Source organism: Cellulosimicrobium cellulans (assembly GCF_016907755.1).
In the GTDB taxonomy this organism is placed as follows: domain Bacteria; phylum Actinomycetota; class Actinomycetes; order Actinomycetales; family Cellulomonadaceae; genus Cellulosimicrobium; species Cellulosimicrobium cellulans_D.
Genome location: NZ_JAFBCN010000001.1, coordinates 633,427 through 652,444, shown reverse-complemented (window position 1 = coordinate 652,444; position 19,018 = coordinate 633,427). Strand labels below are relative to the sequence as shown.

Genomic DNA, 19,018 nt, shown 5'->3' with positions numbered 1-19,018 from the left:
TGGTGCGGAATGGTTGTCGGGTCCGACGGCCGCCGTACCCGTGAGCCCCCTGGTGACGAGCGGCTACTTGATTCCCGTGAAGCCGATCGAGTTGACGATCCTCTTCGCGAACGCGAGGAAGAGCAGGAGCATCGGCAGCGCTGCGAGCAGCGTCGCCGCCATGAGGCCGGCCCAGTCCGGAGATGCCTGGGGGGACTGCGCCCGGAAGATCCCGAGCGCGAGGGTGAGCACTCGTGAGTCGTCGGACTGGCTCACGAGCAACGGCCACAGATAGTCGTTCCACGCCGTGATGTAGGTGAGGACCGCAAGGGTCACCACGGCGGGCGAGGCCATGGGCAGGACGATCGTGAAGAACGTCCTGAACCGCCCGGCTCCGTCGAGCTTCGCCGCCTCTTCGATCTCGAAGCTGATCCCGGCGAAGAACTGCCGGAGGAAGAACACCGCGAACGGGGTCATGAGCATCGTCGGGAGCGCGATCCCCGGCAGCGTGTCGAGCAGGCCGAGGTCGCGCACCAGGAGGAAGTTCGGCAGGAGCGTGAAGATGGTCGGGACCATCAGGCCGGTGAGGAAGACCGCGTAGACGGCGTCGCGACCCGGCCACCGCAGCCGCGCGAACGCATACGCGGCCATCGCGGAGAAGAACACCTGGCACACCGTGACTAGGGTCGCGACGACGACGGAGTTCAGCAGGTACCGCGGGAAGTCCATCGAGGCGCCGGACCCGCCGTCGGCGAGCGACTCCTGCGCCGTGGCGAGCCCGAGCGCGCGGCGGAAGCCCTCCCAGCTGAACCCGACGGGCAGCGGGTCCGCGGCGCCTCCGGGCAGTGCCGCGTTGGTGGACAGCGCCGTCCGCAACATCCAGTAGAACGGGAAGATCGTCACGATCATGAGGAGCACGAGCACGACCCAGCCGAGGACGCGGCCTGGGGTGATCCGGGGCCGACGACGGGTCGTCGCCTCGGTCGGGGCCTGCTCGGTCGGTGCCGCGACGGGTGCTGGAGCTGTGGTGGTCATCGGAACCTCACGCCATGTCGTTCTGGTTGGCCCGGGTGAGCCGGAACTGGACGACCGCGATCACGGCGAGCACCACGAGCAGGGCGACCGACATGGCCGACGCGTACCCGAAGTCGTACCCGCGGCTGAAGGCGACCTGGTAGATGTAGTACTGGATGACGTTCGAGGCGTTCGCCGGCCCGCCCTGGGTCGCGACCGACACCGTGTCGAAGACCTGGAACGAACCGATCATCGTGACGATGAGCACGAGGCCCAGGTAGGGGCGCAGGAGCGGCATCGTGATCGAGCGGAACATGCGCAGCTCGGACGCGCCGTCCACGCGGCCCGCCTCGTAGAGGTTCTCCGGGATCGTCTGCAGCCCGGCGAAGAGCAGCAGCGCCGTGTACCCGAGGTGGCGCCACACGTTCACCAGGGCGATCGTGGGGATCACGAGGGACTGGTCGCCGAAGAACATGATGCGGTCGCCGCCGAGCGTCTCGACCAGCTCGTTCACGAACCCGAGCTGGTAGTCGAGCAGCATCAGGAAGAGCATCGCCGCGACGACGTTGGACACGAGGTACGGGGTGAGGACGATGCCGCGGATCGCCATCGACTGCGTGAGCCGGTGCATGAGCACCGCGACCACCACGGCGAGCACCGTCTGGAGCCCGATGTTGAGCAGCACGTACCAGATGGTCACCTTGAAGGCGTTCCAGAAGACCGGGTCCGCGACCATCCGCTGGTAGTTCTCGAGCCCGACGAAGCCGCCGGCGTTGAACGCGGTGGAGTCGGTGAAGCTCAGCCAGATCCCCCGAAGCGTCGGCCACAGGAAGAACACGAGGAACCCGATGCCGGCGGGCAGCACGAACAGCAGTGCCGCGGGGAGGTTCCGCACCTCCTGCGACCGCCGCCGAGCCGCCCGGGCTGGGGCTGCCGGACGCGTACTCGTCTCCGCGCTCATCTCTCCACCTCCACGTGGATCAGCACCGCCTGGTCCGGGTCGAGCGCCGGGACGCTGATCCCGACGGAGCCGAGCGCCGCCCCGCTCAGCCGCAGTCCGTCCGCCCACCAGGTGGGGGCGGTGCGCGGGTCGTCGCCCCGGACGACGGCCGGGCCGGAGGGGCGGACGAGGTAGGTCGCGTCAGGGTCCAGGCCGGGCAGCCGTACCCGGCCCGCGGGCCAGGTGACGTGGCGTTCGCGGAGCGTGAGCCCGTACAGCGCCTCCGTGCGGTCCGGGCTCACCGCGCCGTGGAGCCACAGGTCACCACCCTCGAGCGACCGGCGCACCACACGACCCGTGTGCACGAGGTGCCGCGCCTGCTTGTAGTAGTCGACCCAGCCTGCGAGCTCCGCGCGCTCCCCCTCGCCGGCCTCCGAGAGGTCCCACTCGATGCCGAAGTGCCCGAAGACCGCGGTCGCGGCCCGGAACGAGAGGTCGAGCCGGCGGCCCGTCGTGTGCGCCCGGTCCGCCCCCACGTGGCTGCCGACCAGCTCGGGCGGCAGGAGCTGCGCGGTCCAGCGCTGGATCTGCTGCCGCTCGTGGGCGTCGATGCAGTCCGACGCCCATACCCGGTCGGTCCTCTCGAGGATCTCGAGGTCGACCCGTGCGCCGCCGGACGAGCAGGACTCGATCTCCAGGCCCGGGCACCGCGCGCGGATCTCGTCGATGAGGCGGTAGGCGGCGAGCGTCTGCTCGTGGACCCCGGCGCGGCCGGTGCGCGTCGACCCTGCGTCGACGAGGTCGCGGTTGTGGTCCCACTTGACGAAGTCGACCCCGTGCTCGCGGACGACGGCGACGACGCTGGAGAGCACGTGCTCGTACGCTCCCGGGTGCGAGAGGTCGAGCACCTGCTGGTGGCGTGCCTCGACAGGGAGCCTGCCCTCGACCTGGAGGATCCACTCCGGGTGCCGCCGGGCGAGGTCGGAGTCGGGGTTCACCATCTCGGGCTCGAACCAGAGCCCGAACTCCATCCCGAGCCCCTTGACGTGCCGGACGAGCTCGGTGAAGCGCCCGTCGCCCCAGACCTCCTCGGAGACCGCCCAGTCGCCGAGGCCGGTGGCGTCGTCACGACGCCCGCCGAACCACCCGTCGTCGAGCACGAACCGCTCGACCCCCACTTCCGCCGCAAGGTCGGCAAGCTCCTTGAGCCGGTCGAGGTCGTGGTGGAAGTAGACGGCCTCCCACACGTTCATGACGACCGGGCGGGGTGAGCGCGGGTGCCGGGGGCGCGCGCGCAGGTGGTCGTGGAACCGGGCGGCGAGCGCATCGAGCCCGTCCGCGTGGCTCGCATAGATCCAGGGGCCGGTGTATGACTCCTCCGGCGCCAGCTCGACCTCGCCGGGCAGCAGCAGCTCGCCGCCCAGGAGGAGCCGGCGACCGTCGAAGGTCCGCTCGGCGGACACGACGTGGTTGCCGCTGAAGGCGACGTGGACCCCCCACGTCTCCCCCGACTCGAAACCGAACCCGGGCTCGCCCGCGACGAGCACCGTCGCCGCGTCTGCACCGGTCCGACCGTGCCTGCCCTCGCGGACGTGGGAGCCGACGACGAACGGGGCCCGCTGCGGGACTCGCTCCTTGGCCCAGCGCCCGGCGAGGTCGAGGATCTCGTCCGCCTTCGTGGGGACCGGCAGGGCGAGGCGCAGGCCGTCGAGGGTGTACGGCCGGGCCCCGACGTTGGTCACCCGTCCACGCAGCCGGAGCAGACCCGAGGGGAGCAGCTCCAGCTCCAGCCCGAGGCGCAGGCCAGCAGCCGTGTCGTGCGCCTGGACGACGACCGATCCGCCCTGCTCGTGCTCGTCCACGTCGATCCGCGTCGGGCGGAACCGCGGCGACCAGCTCGCCCCGGCACGGTGACCGGAGAGCCCCGGCGTCCCGGTCCAGCCCGTCCAGGACTCCGGCAGGAGCGCGACGCGCACGCCGTGGTCGACGCCGTTCGTCGCGAGGACCGGCCGGGTCGCCCTCTCGAGGTCCTCGAGGTCCTCGGGGCTGTCCCCGATGTCGGCGCCCCAGTGCAGCACCTCGGGGAGACCGTCCTCCGGGAGCAGGAGGACGACGGCCGCGCCGGCCGCCGCCAGACGCACCACTCGAGGCCAAGCCTGGGTCCCGTCCGCGTCCCGGACGTCCTCGGCCACCGTTGTGCTCACCACGTACGCGCACTCCCTCGTCGCCCCGCACCTGTGCGGGTTCCTGCAAACGTTGGTCAGAAGTTAGCGCACACATCCCCTGCTCTGCAAACGTTGGTCAGACCGGGTGTGCCGGGTCACGGGGCGCGGGGCGACGCGCCGACCGCGACTTCCGGTGCGGCCGGAGGAGAAAGAAGGGGGTGTCAGTCCCGAGGTGGCGCAGCGCTCTCCCGGAGGACGAGCTCTGGCCTGGCAGCGCTGTCCTCCGGACGCTCGCCCGTCTCCACCCAGCGCGCGAGCATCCCGAACGTCCGGCGTCCGAGGTCGACGAAGTCCTGGGCGACCGTCGTGAGGGGCGGGCTCCACATGCGCGCGAACGGCTGGTCGTCGAAGCCGACCACGCTGACGTCCTCGGGCACTCGCCTGCCCTGCTCGGTGAGGGCGCGCATGACGCCGATGGCGAGCTCGTCGTTGCCGCACAACACGGCGGTGACGGCCGGGTCCGCCGCGAGCACCAGCCCGGCCTCGTACCCGGAGTCCGGGTCATAGCTCGCCTGGATCACGCCAGGCCGTTCGACGCCCGCGCTCTCGAGCGCACGACGCCAGCCCCAGGTTCGACCGCTGCGCGGACGTGTCGACGGGATCGCCACGTGGTGCACGGTGCGGTGCCCAAGCCCCAGGAGGTAGCTCGTCGCCTCCTCGCCCCCCGCCTGGTCGTCGAGGAACGCGTGCGGTCGCGGACCCGGCCGGCGCCGAGCACCGGCCGCCGCGACGACGGGCAGCGCGTCCGGCAACGACTCGAGCGTGCGCACGCCGAGCGAGTCGAACTCCACGACGATCGCTCCCGCCAGCGACTGCGACAGGACGAGGTCGACCGCGCGATCGAGGTCGCGCGGCGCCTCGGACTCCACGACGGCGATCGACACCACGTAGCCGGCGGCCCGCGCGGCCTCCTCGATGCCCTGGAGGGTGGCGGCGTAGCCGTACCGCAACGTGTTCCTCGCGAGGACCGCCACCGTCGAACGGCGCCCGCTGACGAGCGTCTGCGCCGCGGCGTTGGGCCGGTAGCCAAGCTCCGAGACCGCCGCCTGGACCTTGTCCCTGAGCCGAGGGCTCACCGGCGTACGCCCTGTGAGCACTCTCGACACCGTCGAGATGCTCACGCCGGCGAGCTCCGCCACGTCCGACAGCACCGGCGGCTGGTGTCCTCGACTCGTCACCCCGGCAGGTTACGCCGGATGGCGACCTACGTTTGCACGCGCCACGCCTCGTGTGGGGGCAGTTCCTCGCTCACTCCAGGAGGAGCGCGTCGATCCGCCGGACCGGCTCCCAGGCGCCGGCCTCCCCGTTGGACACGACGACGACCGTCACCCCGGGCACCCCGGCCGGCGGGAGACCGTCCGGGACGGATCCGCCCGCGTCCGGGTAGTGGCGCAGCATCGCGCTCGACCCGGTGTTGATCCCCTCCTTGTACGCGGAGCGCACGGAGCCGTCGGCGAGCAGCTCGAACTCGAGCCCGAACCCGTAGTGCACGCTCGCCGCGCGTTCCACGCCCTCGGCGTCCTTGTCGTCCGTCTCGTCCGTGTCGGCGTCGTCGTGCTTGACCTGCGGCGTGAGGAACGCGCGCGTGAGGTCGGGCGGCAGGAGCTCGCCGCCGCGGACCGCCGCCCAGAACCGGGCGAGGTCGCGCGCGGTGACGTGCGCGCCGCCGTCGGGCGAGCCGACGGGCGGGTAGGAGTAGATGTTCTGCCGCCACCCGGTGACGGGCCCCTCGCCCTCCGGGCCCTCGCGGACGGGCTCCCAGCCCTCCGCGACGTCGGGCTCGGCCTCGTCCATGCGGAAGAACCCGGAGCGGTCCATGCCTGCCCGCGCGAAGACGTGCTCGCGGACGTGCTCGCGGTAGGTGCTGCCGGTGACGGCCTCCAGCGCGAGCCCGGCGAGCACGAAGCCGACGTTGCAATAGCGGCAGCCCTCCCCCGGCGGGAAGTTGGGCTCCTTGTGGACGAACCCCGGGAGGAAGTCGGCCGTGCGCGTCACGGAGTAGCTCGGCCGGTCGACCCACAGCGCCTCGTACGACTCGCCCGCCTCCTCGTCGGCGTCGTCCGCGATGCCCGACGTGTGCGTGAGCAGGTGCCGGATCGTCACGTCGCGCGGGATCGTCGTGCCCGCCAGGTCCACGTGGTCGTGGATGCGGTCGTCGAGCCCGAGCCGCCCTTCCCCGACCTGCTGGAGCACCGCGACGGCGGTGAACAGCTTGGTCACGGACGCGACGTCGAACCGCGTGCTCGCGCGGACCGGGACGCCCCAGCGGCGCGACGCGACGCCGTACGCGCGCTCGAAGAGCGGGTCGCCGTCGCGCTCGATCCGGACGACGCCGGAGAACGCGTCGGCGTCGGCCGCCGCGCGCAGGTGGGTGTCGAGGGCGGCCAGGGCGTCGTCGTCGAGCGCGGTCATGCCTTGACGGTAGGCGCCGCGCTCCGGCTGCGGCCAGGGCTTTGCGGGCGGTCACCGGGGGCCCTCGCAGGTGGGAGCGCTGTCAGGGTACGGTCGCCGCATGGCGACCTCGACGACCCCCGCGCTCGGCGTGATCCTGCCGCGCGAGCTGCCCGCCGACCAGATCGTGCCGTTCGCACGCCGCGCCGAGGAGGTCGGGCTCGACGAGGTGTGGGTCGTCGAGGACCTGACGTTCCACGGCGGGATCGCGCAGGCTGCGACCGTCCTGGCCACGACGCAGCGGCTCACCGTCGGCATCGGGATCCTCCCCGCCGCGACGCGCGCGCCGTCGACCGCCGCGATGGAGGCCGCGACCCTCGCCGCGCTGCACCCCGGCCGTCTGCACCTGGGGCTCGGGCACGGCATGCCCGCGTGGATGCGGCAGATCGGCGTCTGGCCCGCGAGCCCGCTCGCGATGCTCGAGGAGACGACGTCGGCCGTGCGCGCGCTGCTGCACGGCGAGCGCGTCTCGGCGTCAGGCCGGTACGTCACGGTCGACGACGTCGCGCTGCACGCCCCGCCCGCCTCGCCGCCGCCCGTGCTCGCCGGGGTGCGCGGCCCGCGCTCGCTCGAGGTGTCCGGCCGCGTCGCCGACGGGACGATCCTCGACATGCCCGTGACCCCGGAGTACCTGGCCGTGGCGCGCGCCGCGATCGACGCCGGGCGCGCGAGCGCGGGCGACGCCGCCCCACCGGCCCACCGCGTGGTCGCGTTCTCCCTCGGGGCGGTGCACGACGACGTCGCGACCGCCCGCGCGATCGTCCGGCCGCACCTCGCCGTCCTGGGCGAGGCGGACTGGTCGGCGCAGATCGACCCGCTGCCGTTCGCCGACGACTTCCGCGCCCTGCGCGACGCGAGCGACACCCCCGAGGCCTTCGCCGCCGCGATGCCGGACGCGTGGGTCGACGCGCTCGCCGTCGTCGGGCCGCCCGACGCCTTCCGCGCCCGGCTCGCCGAGCTCGGCGCGGGCGGGGTGTCGAGCGTCGTGCTCGTCGCGACGAGCCCCGACCCGACCCGCCCGGACGACCCGTTCGCGGCGCTCGACGCGCTGGAGGCCGTGGCGCACACCGCTCAGTAGCGCCAGGCGCGCATGTCCTCCTGGTAGGTGCGCTGCACGGTCGGGGAGAGCAGGGTCGACGACGGCAGGTCGCGCGGCGGGTTGTCGGCGGGCAGGTGCGTGGTCGCAGCGAGCGATGCCGCGTCGTGGAACCGCAGGCCCTCGGGAAGCGGCGTGCGCGCGAAGAGCCCGGGGACGTCGTCGGGCTCTCCCGCCCTGGGTGCCACCTCGCCCCCGGGGAGCGAGAGCGCGTACCCCCACTCGCCGAACGACGGCACGTTGACGGTGAGCGGCACGACCGCCCGGTCGGGCGCCGCGGCGCGGACGGTGGACACGACCTGCCAGAACGCGTCCGGCGTGAAGTACGACGACGTCGCCTGGGTCGCGAACGCGCCGCCCGGCCGCAGGTGCGCGGCGACCATGCCGTAGAACTCCTGCGAGTAGAGCTTGGCGACGCGCTCCGTGGACGGGTCGACGAGGTCGACCAGCACGACGTCGAACGTCTGCGGGGTGTCCTCGACCCAGCGGAAGGCGTCGGCGTTGACGACCGTCACGCGCGGGTCGTCGAGCGCGTGCTCGTTGAGGTCGGTGAGGAGCCGGTTCTCGCGCGCGAGGTCGGTGACGGCGGGGTCGAGGTCGACGAGCGTGACCTCCTGCACGGAGTCGTACCGCAGCACCTCGCGCGCGAGGAGGCCGTCGCCGCCGCCGAGGATCGCGACGGACGCGGGCGCGGCGACGGACGTCATCGCCGCGTGCGCGAGGGTCTCGTGGTAGCGGGCCTCGTCGACGGAGGAGAACTGGAGCTGGTTGTCCAGGTAGAGCCGGGTGTCGCCGCGGTACTCGGTGACGACGACCTGCTGGTACGCGCTGCGCTCCTGCGCCACGACCGGGTCCTGGTACATCCCGGCGCTGATGCGCGTCTCGAGCCACGTGGACGCGGCGAACCCCGCGAGGAGGACGACGAGCGTCACGGCGGCGAGGGCGGTCCAGCGCGGCGGGTGGCCCATGCGCGCGAGCATGAACGCCGCGACCGCGACGTTGAGCACGGCGACCGCGAACGCGGTGCGGACGAGCCCGAGGTACGGCAGCAGGAGGAACGGGAACAGCAGCGACGCCGCGAGCGCCCCGAAGTAGTCGAGCGCGAGCACCTTCGACAGGAGCGAGACCGACCCCTCGCTCCCCCGTTCCTTGAGCACCGCGACGAGCAGCGGGATCTCGACGCCGATCGCCGTGCCGATCGCGAGCGACAGGATCACGAACACGACCCACGCGAGCTCGGTCGACGCGTACGCCCAGAACAGCGCGAGCACCGACGTCCCGCCGAGGAGCGAGAGCACGAGCTCGTTGCGGACGAAGCTCAGCCCCGCGGTGCGCTGGAGCCGCGGCGCGAGGAGCGAGCCGAGGCCCATGCCGAACAGCGTCAGCCCCGTCGCGACGGAGAACGCGACGACGGAGTCGCCGAACAGGTACGAGGCCGCCGTCCCGAGGATGAGCTCGTAGACGAGCCCGCCGACGGCGACGAGCAGCGCGGCGGCGAAGACCGTGGGCCGGTCCATCGGGCGCGCGCGGCCGGACCGCCCGGCCGGGGGCGCGGCCTCGCCCGGGTCGTCCGCGGCGGCCTCGGGCGGTCGCCCGGGCGGGAGCTCTTGCTGGTCGAGCACGGTCAGGAGCTGATCGTCCCCGCGATGATGAGGCCGATCGCGACGGCGAGGCCCGCGATCATCACGCCGAACGCGACGTTGTGCTCGTCGACGAGCTCGCGGTGCAGGTTGAGCCGGAACACCTTGTTGGCGACCACGAGCGTGACGAGCAGCAGGACGATGCCGAGCGCCGAGTAGAGGATGGTCGAGAAGAAGGACCAGAGGAACGCCAGCGGGGCGGCGGTTGCGATCACGGTGTCTCCCGGGGTCAGGTCGTGGGACGGGCTGTCGGGCGTACGGGTTCGACGAGGGGTCCGACGGTCGGGCGGGTCACTTGCCGAGCCCGCCGCCACCGCCGCCGTAGACGGAGCGGCGTACGCACGTGCCGCTCTGCGCGGTGCTGGTCACCTCGCCGGACGGTGCGACGGTCTCGACGGTGCGGGGCGTGCACGACCCGTCTCCCGTGGCGGCGCGCGCCGTGCACGAGGCCGCGAGCCCGACGAGCACGACCGCGGCGATCGCGAAGGCCACGAACCGGCCACCGGGGAGCGTGCGCGGCGCGACGCGGCGCCCGAAGAGGCGGCGTTGCTCCGCGGCGTCGATGCGACGACCGCGGTAGACCGCGGTCACGGGACCGAGCGGGCCGGCCGTGCGCTCGATCGAGACGATCGTCCCGTGGGCCGAGAGGTCGACGTACTCGACCTGCTGCCCGACGACGAACGGCTCCGCGAACTGCCCCTCGACGTGCTCGACCCGGCCCGTGCCGCGCTCGCGCACGACGAGCGAGTACTGCCGCCCGTCGAGGCGCAGGCCGAGCGTCCGCCCGGTGTGCAGCCCCGCGAGGTCGACGACGGGCGGCCACGCCTCGGTCGGGTGCAGGAGCGTGACGTCGCGCGTGTCGTGGTCGTACTCGACCCAGACGTCCGCGCCGTCGTGGGCGAGGAGCTGCCACTCCTCCCACGTGAAGGTGGTGCCGCCGTGCACGGTCGACAGGACGGCGACGGCGCGCGGCGTGGCGAGGTGGGGCGGCGTGCCGACGAGGTCCTCGCCGACGCGCAGCGCGAGCCGGGGGCGGGTCCGGCTCACACGAGGCTCCGCACGGCGACGTCGGCCGCGCCCAGCGCGTCGGCGAGCAGGGTGCGCACGTCCTCGGTGAACGTGGCCGACGCCGGGGCCCGGCAGGTCGTGAGCGTCACGTAGGCGGTGCCGTGCTCGGGCCACGTGTGCACGGCGAGGTGGGACTCGGCGAGCAGGATCACGACGCTCGTGCCCTGGGGTTCGAAGCGGTGGGACGCCTCGCCGAGCGGCGTCATGCCCGCGTGCCGGACGATCGCGTCGAGACAGCGGCGGACGGTCGGGTCGTCGTCGAGCAGCGCGGGATCGGCGCCCGACACGTCGAAGACGTGGACGAGGTTGCGCTGCACGCCCGGTCCCCCTGTCGCGCTCCTCGGTCCGTGGGCCGCACGCGGGTGAGCCGCCCGCGGTCCGGTGGCCGCGCCGTCGGGCCGCGCACACCCTAGCGGAAGGGCGCCGCCGGCGGGCCGACACCTCCGCGGCGCGAGACCCGACGAGGAGGGACCGCTCAGTCCGGCTGCGCCGGGCCGTCCACACGGGAGTCAGGTCCATCTCGAGGAGGAGGCCATCGTGGCCGTTCAGCTCAGCCCCTACCTGAACTTCGACGGAGACGCGCGTGCCGCCGTCGAGTTCTACGGCACCGTGTTCGGCGTCGCGCCGGACATCAGCACCTACGACTCGTTCGGCCCGGTGGACGACCCGGCGCAGGCGAAGAAGGTCATGCACGCCCAGCTCCCGATCGAGGGCGCCGGGACGCTCATGGCATCCGACGTCCCCCCGGGGACGACGCTCACGGACCACGCGTCGGTCGCGCTGTTCGGTGGCCCCGACGACCGCGAGCGCCTCCGCGCCTGGTTCGCCGCGCTGTCCGACGGAGCGCAGGACGTCATGGCGATGCAGACGGCGCCGTGGGGCGACGAGTTCGGGATGCTCACCGACCGGTTCGGCGTCGGGTGGCTGGTGAACGTCTCCGGCCCGACGACGACATGACCGGGCGGGCGCGTGCCGCCCGGGGCGCGCCGGGGCGATCCGGCGACCTAGGCGACGTGCGCCCGACACTCGGGGCAGACCAGCACGGCCGATACTGCCTCGTCACGAGTGACCGAGCAGTGGTACCGGCACAGGATGCTGACCCGGTGCGGGATCCGGGTTCCCGGGATCGAGCCCCAGGCGACGATGTGCAGGACGCGGGCACGAGCGGGACCGCCGCAGCCCGGACAGTCGACGGTGATCCACTTCTCGATGACGGTCATGGAGGACCACGCTCTCGGCTTGTCTCTCGACCCTTGACGGTCGCGGTACGTCGTCGGGTCGGGAGGTACACCGGTTGCGGGCCGCTTCACGACCGGCATTCCCCGCGGGTGGTGACGCTACCGACGATGCGCCGTGCGGGGCCCGCTCGCCACGCGAAGGAGGGCGGGGTAGGTGGGTGAGTCGTCAGGTGCGCCAGGCAGGGTCGAAGTCCGGGTGCTGGGCGTAGGGCGTGGCGAGTGCCCGCAGGATGCGGTCGCCGACGAAGGCGATGCCGCTCTCGGCACGGTCGTTGCTGTCCCGCTCGAGGTCGGCGGTCATGTCGTACCCGGTGGCCTCGTACGCGAGGGTGATGATGCGCCGTCTCACCGCGCACTCGGTCAGCAGCCGCGACCGTGACCACGGCGTCGGCGGTCCCGACTCGTCCTCGAGGCTCGCGCACGCTGCTTCGTCCTCGTCGATCCGGGCGAGCAGGAACTCGGTCAGCGCCATCTCCCCATCCTCCCACCTGTTGCTCTCGACGGCCCCTGGCGGACGCAGCGAGCAAGCCCTCCAGGTGTAGTGTCGAGGTGTGGTTGATCGCCGGATCGGCCCACGTGTCGCCGATCGAGTCGGCTCTCGGACGCAGTGCGAGACCGTCGCTCCGGACGAGGTCACCTCGGGTGCGCGCTGGGACGACGACGGCGGTCGTGGACCCGGCCTGGAGGACGAGTCACCGATCTCCTTGAGTGGGGCGCCTGGCGCCTCACCGACTGCTACGACGGCAGCGGACGCGAGCCGGCCTCGGCTCCGAGCATCGGACGACGCCATGAGCACCACCACACCCACACCTACCCCCTTCGGGCGGGTCCAGGACACTGCGCTGCAGCTGCGGGGGGTCCTGGACACCGCGCTGCCGCGCGAGCTGGGCACGGATGCCGAGCCCCAGCTGTACACCGTGACCGCCGTGTTCTCCCGCCGGGTGTCCGGTCCGGAGCAGGCGTTGCTCGAGCTCCCCGCGGTTACCGCGCTGCTCGCCGATCACGGGTATCCGGGGATCGTGCTCCGGGTCGAGGACCGGCGCCTGCTCGTCGAGAACACGAACCTCGCCATGCTCTCGGGCGGACTGGCCCACGAGATCGCGACGGTTCTCCGCGACGTCGAGGAGACGATCACGAACGAGCGGACGCGCAAGGCCGACGAGCTCGCCGAGTGGCGCGCGGCCGAGGTGCTGCGCACGGCGAGCGTGAAGGCCGAGGCCGATCGTGTCCGCTTCGAGTGAGACGCAGCAGCCCCTGGCGCTGACGGGCCGCGTCAGACCCGCGGCCCGCGCGACGGCTCGGGACTATTCGGTGCTCGCGAAGATGGTGCGCGAGTCCGGCCTGCTGCGCCGTCGGTACGGCTACTACTGGACCCGGCTCGTCCTGACGGTCGCCGCGCTCGGCGCCGTCTGGGCAGGGATCGTCCTCCTGGGCGACTCCTGGTGGCAGCTCCTGCTGGCCGTGGTGCTCGCGCTCGTGCTCGCCCAGCTCGCGTTCCTGGGTCACGACAGCTCCCACCGGCAGGTGTTCCGGTCCCGCGCGTGGAACGACTGGACCGCGCGCATCCTCGCGAACGCGCTCGTCGGGCTCAGCCACGCCTGGTGGACCGCGAAGCATGATGCCCACCACGCCGCCCCGAACCAGGAGGGCCAGGACCCCGACATCTCACCGGGCGTGATCGCGTTCACGCCCGCCGTCGTCGCGAGCCGCCACGGCTGGCGACGGTGGCTGGCCCACCGGCAGGGCTGGTACTTCTTCCCCCTGCTCGCGCTCGAGGGCCTCCACCTGCACGTCGCGAGCGTGCGCAGGGTGCTCGGGCGTCGGCCGGTGCCCCACCGGGGCGTGGAGGTCCCGGTCCTGCTCGCGCGGCTCGCCCTCTACCTGGTGGCGCTGGGCCTGCTGCTGCCTCCGACCGTCGCGGCGGCGTTCCTCGCGGTCCAGCTCGCGGCCTTCGGCATCCTGCTCGGGGGCGCGTTCGCACCGAACCACAAGGGCATGCCGATCGTCCCGGCGACGGCCGACGTCGACTTCCTGCGCCGCCAGGTGCTCATGTCCCGCAACATCCGCGGCGGCGCCGTCGTCGACTTCCTCATGGGCGGTCTCAACCGCCAGGTCGAGCACCACCTGTTCCCGAGCATGCCGCGCCCGAACCTCCGGCGCGTCCAGCCGCTCGTACGCGAGTACTGCTCCCAGCTCGGCGTGACGTACACAGAGGTCGGGTTCTTCGCCTCCTACCGGATCGTCGTCCAGTACCTCAACGACGTCCCTGGCCACGCCCGCGAACCGTTCTCCTGCCCCCTGGCCGCCAGCCTCGGCCGCTAGAGAGCCCCCACCCCCGCGCACAGCCGCTCCCAGGTTCGCTCCCAGGTTGACGGCGTAGGGTCGAAGGCATCCGCGGCGAACGTGCCCCGTCTGAGGTGCGCGGGCCCGGAACCGCAAGGAGGCCGCCATGGCCACCACCCCGCTCAGCTCCGCGACGAACGGGCAACCCACCGCTGCCGTGTCGGGCAGTCGTCCAGCACACGTGTCCCGCACGTCGGGCAACCCGACGCGGACTCCCCGGACCCGCACCGGAGCCACGTGGGTCGGCCTGTGCGTCGCCGCCCTCGTCCTGGTCGCGCTCATCGTGTTCATGCTCCAGAACACCCAGCTCGTGCTCGTCTCGTTCTTCGGCTGGCAAGGCTCCGTCCCCCTCGCCCTCGCCCTGCTCATCGCGGGGATCGGCGTCGGGATCGTCGCCCTCGTCGTCGGTACCCTGCGCATCCACCAGCTCCGCCGACGCCTCGCACACCGCCTCTAGCGCACGCAGCTCACACCCATGACCGCCGACCTCGAGACCCCACCACGACGCTCCATCGACCTGGTCGGCGAGATCGACGCCTCCCAGCGTGAGATGGAGGACGTCATCTCGGTCGTCGACCACGAAGCGGCGATCGATCTCATCCACTACGTCGCCGCCCGGGCACGTCTCGACAGCGCCATCGCCGCGTGGAACCACCGCGCCACGACCACCTGGGCCCCATGACGCCAGGCCCGCCCCGTCCGGAGAGCCGGACGAGGCGGGCCTGGCGTCTGCTGTCAGCGCTCGCGGCTCAGCCGCAGGTGGTCGCGTCGTACGGCGCGGCGACCTCCGTGCTGACCTGCTCGCCGTCGACGGTGGCCGACGCCGTGATGGTCGCCTCGCCCGCCTCGACGGACGCGCCACGTACCGCGAACGACTGGTACGCGTTCGCCCCCGGGGCCACGGCGGCGAACGCCTTGGTCCCGAACGGCGTGGCGAGGGTGACGTCCACGGGGACGTCCTCGCCGTTCGTCGCGCGCACCGCCACGTACACCTTGCCCGCGAGGCAGCGTGCGTCGGCGGTCACGGTCACGTCGAGCGTCGGCTCCTCGCCGTCGTCGCCGGCGTAGACCTGGGCGACCTCGGCGTCGGACAGCGCCCGGTCGAAGACGCGCACGTCGTCGATCGTGCCCGGCCAGTAGTCGACGGGGTTGCCGCTCCACTGCCCGCGCCCGATCGTCAGCGGGCCGGACGGCGTGGTGCCGCCGCACACGTCGGACTGGCCGACGAGCTCGCCGTTAACGTAGAGCTTGAGCTTCTGGTCGGCCGCGTCGCGGACCCCCACGACGTGGTACCAGTCGCCCAGGACGGGCTGCACGACGTACTCGGCGCGCGGCTCCCCCTCGTAGGAGAAGGCCCACCGGCCGCCGCCGCCGTACTGGAGGTAGAACGCGCTCGAGCCGAGCGACGAGTCCTGGCCGACGATCGTCGACCACGCACCGCCGGGCGTCTTGTCGAGCTGCGCCCACGCGGAGATCGTGTACGAGCCGGTCGTGTCGACGACAGGCCCCTCGGTCGTGAACGACTGGTTCGTGCCGTTGAGCCTGATCGCGGAACCGGTGTCGCCGTGACCGGCGACCCAGGTGCCCGTGCCCGACGCCGCGTGGTCGCCCACGCCGTCGGCCGCCGTCGTGCCCTGGCCCTCGTCGAACGACCAGCGGCCCGTGCCGGTGAGGCCCGGGGTGCCCGGGTCGACGGGCGCGGAGCCCTGCTTCGCCGCCGCGACGACGCGCTCGTTGACGTCCTTCACGCGCGCGGCGTCCATCTTGAGGACGCGGCGGTCGTAGGTGTAGAAGCCGTTGAGCTCGTTCTCGACGTCGGAGATCTCGGTGTACACCGAACCGGACAGGTAGCACTGCGCCGGCCGGACGAGCTTCTCGGTGTTCTGCACGTACGCGTCCGTGAGGGCCTCGCTGTTCGCGACGCCGCCGTACGGGTTGGCGGACACGCCCGGCCACATGTGGCCCGGGACGCTCATCGAGAAGCCGCCGTGCTCGCCGTCGATCGCGGCGCGCGTGGCGTCCGGCTTCGGCAGGGCCGGGCCGGTGTACTGGTGCCAGTCGATGATGTCGCCCGTCTTGGAGTCACCCTTGGACGCGCAGCAGTTGTAGCCCGAGTGCGTGTTGAGGATGCGGCTCGGGTCGTACTCGTCGATCGTGGTGCCGATCCGCGCCGTGTCGCCGAGGTTCCACTCGCCCCAGCCCTCGTTGAACGTGACCCACCCGACGATCGACGGCACCGAGCGGTGCTGGTCGATGATGTCCTTCATCTCCTGCTCCCAGAAGACGCGGGACGCCGGGTTCGTGTCGCCGTTGTTGAACCAGCCGCTCGGGATGTCCTGCCAGATCATCAGACCCAGCGTGTCGGCGTGGTAGTAGAAGCGCGCGGGCTCGACCTTGATGTGCTTGCGCAGCGTGTTGAAGCCCAGGTCCTTGTGGGCCTGGATGTCGAACACGTACGCCTCGTCGGACGCGGGCGTGTAGATGCCGTCCGGCCAGTAGCCCTGGTCGAGCGTCGACATGAGGAACGTCTTCTCGCCGTTGAGCAGGATGCGCTGCACACCGTCGACCTCGGAGACCTCGATCGAGCGCATGCCCGCGTAGGAGGCCACGGTGTCGGTCGCGCCGCCGTCGGTCAGGGTGACGTCGATGTCGTAGAGGTACGGGTCCTCCGGCGACCACAGGTGCGCGTCCGGGATCTCGACCGCGAGCAGCTCGTTCGCGGCGCCGGTGACGGTGCCGACCTCGGTGCCCTCGGCGTCCCGCACGACGGCGGTCACCTCGGCGTCGTCCGACGCGGAGGCCGACTGCGCGGTCACCGCGAGGACGCCGGCCTCGACGTCGGGCGTCGTGACGACGGCGTCGATCGCCGCCGCGGGGACCGGCTCCATCCACACCGTCTGCCAGATGCCCGACGTCGGGGTGTAGAAGATGCCGCCCGGGTTGAGCGTCTGCTTGCCGACGGCCTGGTTGCTGCCGTCCGTCGTGTCGACGGCGCGCACCACGATCTCCTGCTCGGTGCCCTCGACGAGCGCGTCCGTGACGTCCACGGAGAACGACTCGTACCCGCCGCGGTGGGTGCCGACCTCCGTGCCGTTGACGTACACGGTGGCGACGTAGTCGACCGCGCCGAAGTTGACGCGCAGCCGGTTGTCGCTCCCGACCGCCCAGTCCTGCGGCACCTCGAACGTCCGGCGGTAGAACATGTCGTCCTCACGCCGCTCGATGCCCGACAGCGCGGACTCGACCGCGTACGGGACGACGATCTCCTCGTCGAGGTCGCGGCCGCTCGGCACGGCGTCGTCGGACTCCGCCGCCTCGAACTGCCAGACGCCGTTGAGGTTCTGCCACGCGTCGCGCGTGAGCTGCGGGCGCGGGTACTCCGGCAGGGGGTTGGTGGGGTCGAAGTCGTCGGCCCACGGGGTCTGGATCCGGAAGTCGGACCCGTTGGTGACCGGCAGGTTGAGCGAGCCGACCTTCTCGCCGCCGACGGTGAGGTCACCCTCGCCGTCGTAGACCAGGCGGGCGGTCGACGCGCGGTCGACGGGCTCGGCGAGCGTGACGCCGAGGACGTCGCCCTGCGCCGCGACCTGCGCGACGGGCCATGCGAGCTGGTCCACCTGGACCTTGAGGTGGTCGACGAGGCTCTCGTCGACGCCGCCCGCGGCGCCCTGGAACGTCACGTTCAGGCTCGTGCCGTCGCTCTCGAGCGCGGCCTGCGCGGGGAAGACGACGAAGTCGTCGGGGTACGTGAAGGCGTCGGTCGGCACGATCTCACGTTGCTGCGAGGGGCTCTGCCACCGCAACCGGAGGTGCGCACCGCCGGTGTTCTGGAACACCTCCATGCGGAACGAGTACTCCTGGCCCGCCTGGAGCTGGACCGGGGCGGACGTCTGCTCGACGTCCCAGTCGTCGACCCAGTGGTCGATGACGAGCTGGTCGTCGATCCACAGCCGGAAGCCGTTGTCGCCGATCGCGGAGAACGTGTACGCCTCGCTGTAGTCAGGCGTGATCTGGCCCGTCCAGCGCGCGGAGGTGCGCTCGCCGCGGCCGGTGAGCTCCGCGAACGTGGGGACCAGGTTGGGGAACTCGATCCGCTGGTCGGGGATCGTGGCCTTGAGGTCGGTGAGCGGCCACGACGGGCCGCCGGACAGGAAGTACTCGCCCTTGAGGCCGTTGTCGAGCGCGAGGTCCTGGGCCGCGACGTCGGCCGCACCCGCCCCGTCCGTCGTCGTGGCCGACGGCGTCGCGGTCGCACCGACCGCCGTCGCCACGGCCAGGGGGACCGTCAGTGCGGCGGCCAGCGCCGCCGCGACGATCCTCGCGGGTCTGCCCCGTGGTGGTGCTACCGCTGTCATGGACTGCATCCGTGCTTCCTCCTCGTCGAGTGAATCCAGGGACTGCTCCGACGCGGCGGCATACCGGGCACCCGTGTCCGGCGGTCACCCTCCTTGGCGCACCGCACGACGTCTCCCCAGAATCAAACAACTTCCACCAGAAAAAGACAACAGGTAACAGCACACGACATCCCCAGCCGCGCCCCGCGGACTCCGAGAAACGCCGAACCCGGGGCCGCCCCTCACACGACGACTCAGGTGAGGAGCGACCCCGGGTTCGGCGACGGGGCGAGGTGCGTCAGCGGTGGATGAGGGACGTCCAGTCGGACGGCACGCGGTCGGCCGGCGCGGGCGAGCCCTGGTCCGGCGGGCGCGAGAGCGGCGCGGCGAGGTGCGGTCCGTCGAGCACCTGCGACGTCTCGTAGTCCCAGTACCAGTCCTCGCCGGGCTCGAACGAGCGCATGAGCCGGTGGCCGGTCTCCTGGAAGTGCGCCGTCGCGTGCTGGGCCGGCGACGTGTCGCAGCACCCGACGTGCCCGCACGTCGCGCAGCGGCGCAGGTGGACCCACCACCCGCCGCCCGCGTCGCACTCCGCGCAGCCCGTGCCGCTGGGCGGGACCGCCGGGTCGACGGCGGCCCAGAGCTGTGCGCCCAGGGCCTCGTCGAGCCCGTCCCCCGTGACGCTCACCG

Annotated in this window: 19 protein-coding genes; 6 read left to right on the top strand and 13 right to left on the bottom strand. The window is 72.4% G+C overall.

Translation table 11 applies throughout. The annotated features are described in order from the left end of the window. Positions 1–63 precede the first annotated feature (63 nt). The 5 genes from JOE63_RS02835 to JOE63_RS02815 form a co-directional block, all read right to left on the bottom strand. Positions 64–1,014 (bottom strand): carbohydrate ABC transporter permease, encoded by a 951-nt coding sequence (locus JOE63_RS02835; protein ID WP_087470644.1) that lies wholly within the window; start codon positions 1,012–1,014, stop codon positions 64–66. A 7-nt stretch (positions 1,015–1,021) separates the two neighbouring features. Continuing rightward, positions 1,022–1,954, bottom strand: a complete 933-nt coding sequence (locus JOE63_RS02830; protein ID WP_087470643.1) for a carbohydrate ABC transporter permease — start codon at positions 1,952–1,954, stop codon at positions 1,022–1,024. Continuing rightward, positions 1,951–4,074, bottom strand: a complete 2,124-nt coding sequence (locus JOE63_RS02825) for an alpha-galactosidase (protein ID WP_307839909.1) — start codon at positions 4,072–4,074, stop codon at positions 1,951–1,953. The genes JOE63_RS02830 and JOE63_RS02825 overlap by 4 nt, the downstream gene beginning before the upstream one ends. Positions 4,075–4,319: 245 nt before the next feature. Then, positions 4,320–5,336: a LacI family DNA-binding transcriptional regulator gene (locus JOE63_RS02820; protein ID WP_087470642.1), complete on the bottom strand. Its 1,017-nt coding sequence runs from the start codon at positions 5,334–5,336 to the stop codon at positions 4,320–4,322. A gap of 70 nt (positions 5,337–5,406) precedes the next feature. Beyond that, positions 5,407–6,570: a serine hydrolase domain-containing protein gene (locus JOE63_RS02815; RefSeq protein WP_087470641.1), complete on the bottom strand. Its 1,164-nt coding sequence runs from the start codon at positions 6,568–6,570 to the stop codon at positions 5,407–5,409. Positions 6,571–6,670: 100 nt separating this feature from the next. On the opposite strand from JOE63_RS02815, the gene JOE63_RS02810 reads away from it, so the two are divergent. Then, positions 6,671–7,687: an LLM class flavin-dependent oxidoreductase gene (locus tag JOE63_RS02810; protein WP_204538955.1), complete on the top strand. Its 1,017-nt coding sequence runs from the start codon at positions 6,671–6,673 to the stop codon at positions 7,685–7,687. Here the strand turns inward: JOE63_RS02810 and JOE63_RS02805 are convergent. The 4 genes from JOE63_RS02805 to JOE63_RS21335 all read right to left on the bottom strand — a co-directional run bounded on the left by JOE63_RS02805 (position 7,681) and on the right by JOE63_RS21335 (position 10,730). Further along, the gene (locus JOE63_RS02805) at positions 7,681–9,327 is read right to left on the bottom strand and encodes a polyamine aminopropyltransferase (RefSeq protein ID WP_307839908.1); all 1,647 of its coding nucleotides are present in this window, start codon (positions 9,325–9,327) and stop codon (positions 7,681–7,683) included. The two genes, JOE63_RS02810 and JOE63_RS02805, sit on opposite strands and share 7 nt — an antisense overlap. A gap of 2 nt (positions 9,328–9,329) precedes the next feature. Beyond that, positions 9,330–9,560 (bottom strand): DUF350 domain-containing protein, encoded by a 231-nt coding sequence (locus tag JOE63_RS02800; RefSeq protein ID WP_087470639.1) that lies wholly within the window; start codon positions 9,558–9,560, stop codon positions 9,330–9,332. Positions 9,561–9,636: 76 nt separating this feature from the next. Next, positions 9,637–10,392, bottom strand: a complete 756-nt coding sequence (locus tag JOE63_RS02795; protein ID WP_204538952.1) for a DUF4178 domain-containing protein — start codon at positions 10,390–10,392, stop codon at positions 9,637–9,639. Continuing rightward, entirely contained in the window at positions 10,389–10,730 is a 342-nt protein-coding gene (locus JOE63_RS21335) for an S-adenosylmethionine decarboxylase family protein (RefSeq protein ID WP_087470637.1), read from the bottom strand. Before JOE63_RS21335 ends, JOE63_RS02795 begins: the two co-directional genes overlap by 4 nt. A 220-nt stretch (positions 10,731–10,950) precedes the next feature. On the opposite strand from JOE63_RS21335, the gene JOE63_RS02785 reads away from it, so the two are divergent. Beyond that, positions 10,951–11,370, top strand: a complete 420-nt coding sequence (locus tag JOE63_RS02785) for a VOC family protein (protein WP_087470636.1) — start codon at positions 10,951–10,953, stop codon at positions 11,368–11,370. Positions 11,371–11,417: 47 nt separating this feature from the next. Here JOE63_RS02785 and JOE63_RS02780 read toward each other — a convergent pair whose 3' ends face one another. Both JOE63_RS02780 and JOE63_RS02775 read right to left on the bottom strand, forming a co-directional pair. After that, on the bottom strand, positions 11,418–11,633 hold the full coding sequence (locus tag JOE63_RS02780) for a hypothetical protein (RefSeq protein ID WP_204538949.1): 216 nt from the start codon (positions 11,631–11,633) through the stop codon (positions 11,418–11,420). A gap of 184 nt (positions 11,634–11,817) precedes the next feature. Further along, positions 11,818–12,123 carry a DUF6221 family protein gene (locus JOE63_RS02775; RefSeq protein WP_053369165.1) on the bottom strand — a complete coding sequence of 102 codons (306 nt, stop codon included), beginning with the start codon at positions 12,121–12,123 and terminating at the stop codon, positions 11,818–11,820. 316 nt (positions 12,124–12,439) lie between these two features. Here JOE63_RS02775 and JOE63_RS02770 point away from each other — a divergent pair, with 316 nt between their 5' ends. From JOE63_RS02770 to JOE63_RS02755, 4 genes are all read left to right on the top strand, one after another. Then, positions 12,440–12,892 (top strand): hypothetical protein, encoded by a 453-nt coding sequence (locus tag JOE63_RS02770; protein WP_204538946.1) that lies wholly within the window; start codon positions 12,440–12,442, stop codon positions 12,890–12,892. Between the two features lie 70 nt (positions 12,893–12,962). Next, positions 12,963–13,973, top strand: coding sequence for a fatty acid desaturase family protein (locus JOE63_RS02765; RefSeq protein WP_244286341.1), 1,011 nt, complete (start codon positions 12,963–12,965; stop codon positions 13,971–13,973). Between the two features lie 127 nt (positions 13,974–14,100). Further along, a complete protein-coding gene (locus tag JOE63_RS02760) occupies positions 14,101–14,451 on the top strand; it encodes a LapA family protein (protein WP_087470633.1) in 351 nt (116 codons plus the stop codon). Positions 14,452–14,469: 18 nt separating this feature from the next. Next, a complete protein-coding gene (locus JOE63_RS02755; protein ID WP_087470632.1) occupies positions 14,470–14,676 on the top strand; it encodes a hypothetical protein in 207 nt (68 codons plus the stop codon). 67 nt (positions 14,677–14,743) lie between these two features. On the opposite strand, the gene JOE63_RS02750 is transcribed toward JOE63_RS02755, so the two are convergent. Both JOE63_RS02750 and JOE63_RS02745 read right to left on the bottom strand, forming a co-directional pair. Beyond that, positions 14,744–18,358, bottom strand: a complete 3,615-nt coding sequence (locus JOE63_RS02750) for a LamG-like jellyroll fold domain-containing protein (RefSeq protein ID WP_204538944.1) — start codon at positions 18,356–18,358, stop codon at positions 14,744–14,746. Positions 18,359–18,626: 268 nt separating this feature from the next. After that, positions 18,627–19,016 (bottom strand): UBP-type zinc finger domain-containing protein, encoded by a 390-nt coding sequence (locus tag JOE63_RS02745; protein WP_167551028.1) that lies wholly within the window; start codon positions 19,014–19,016, stop codon positions 18,627–18,629. Positions 19,017–19,018: the final 2 nt, after the last annotated feature.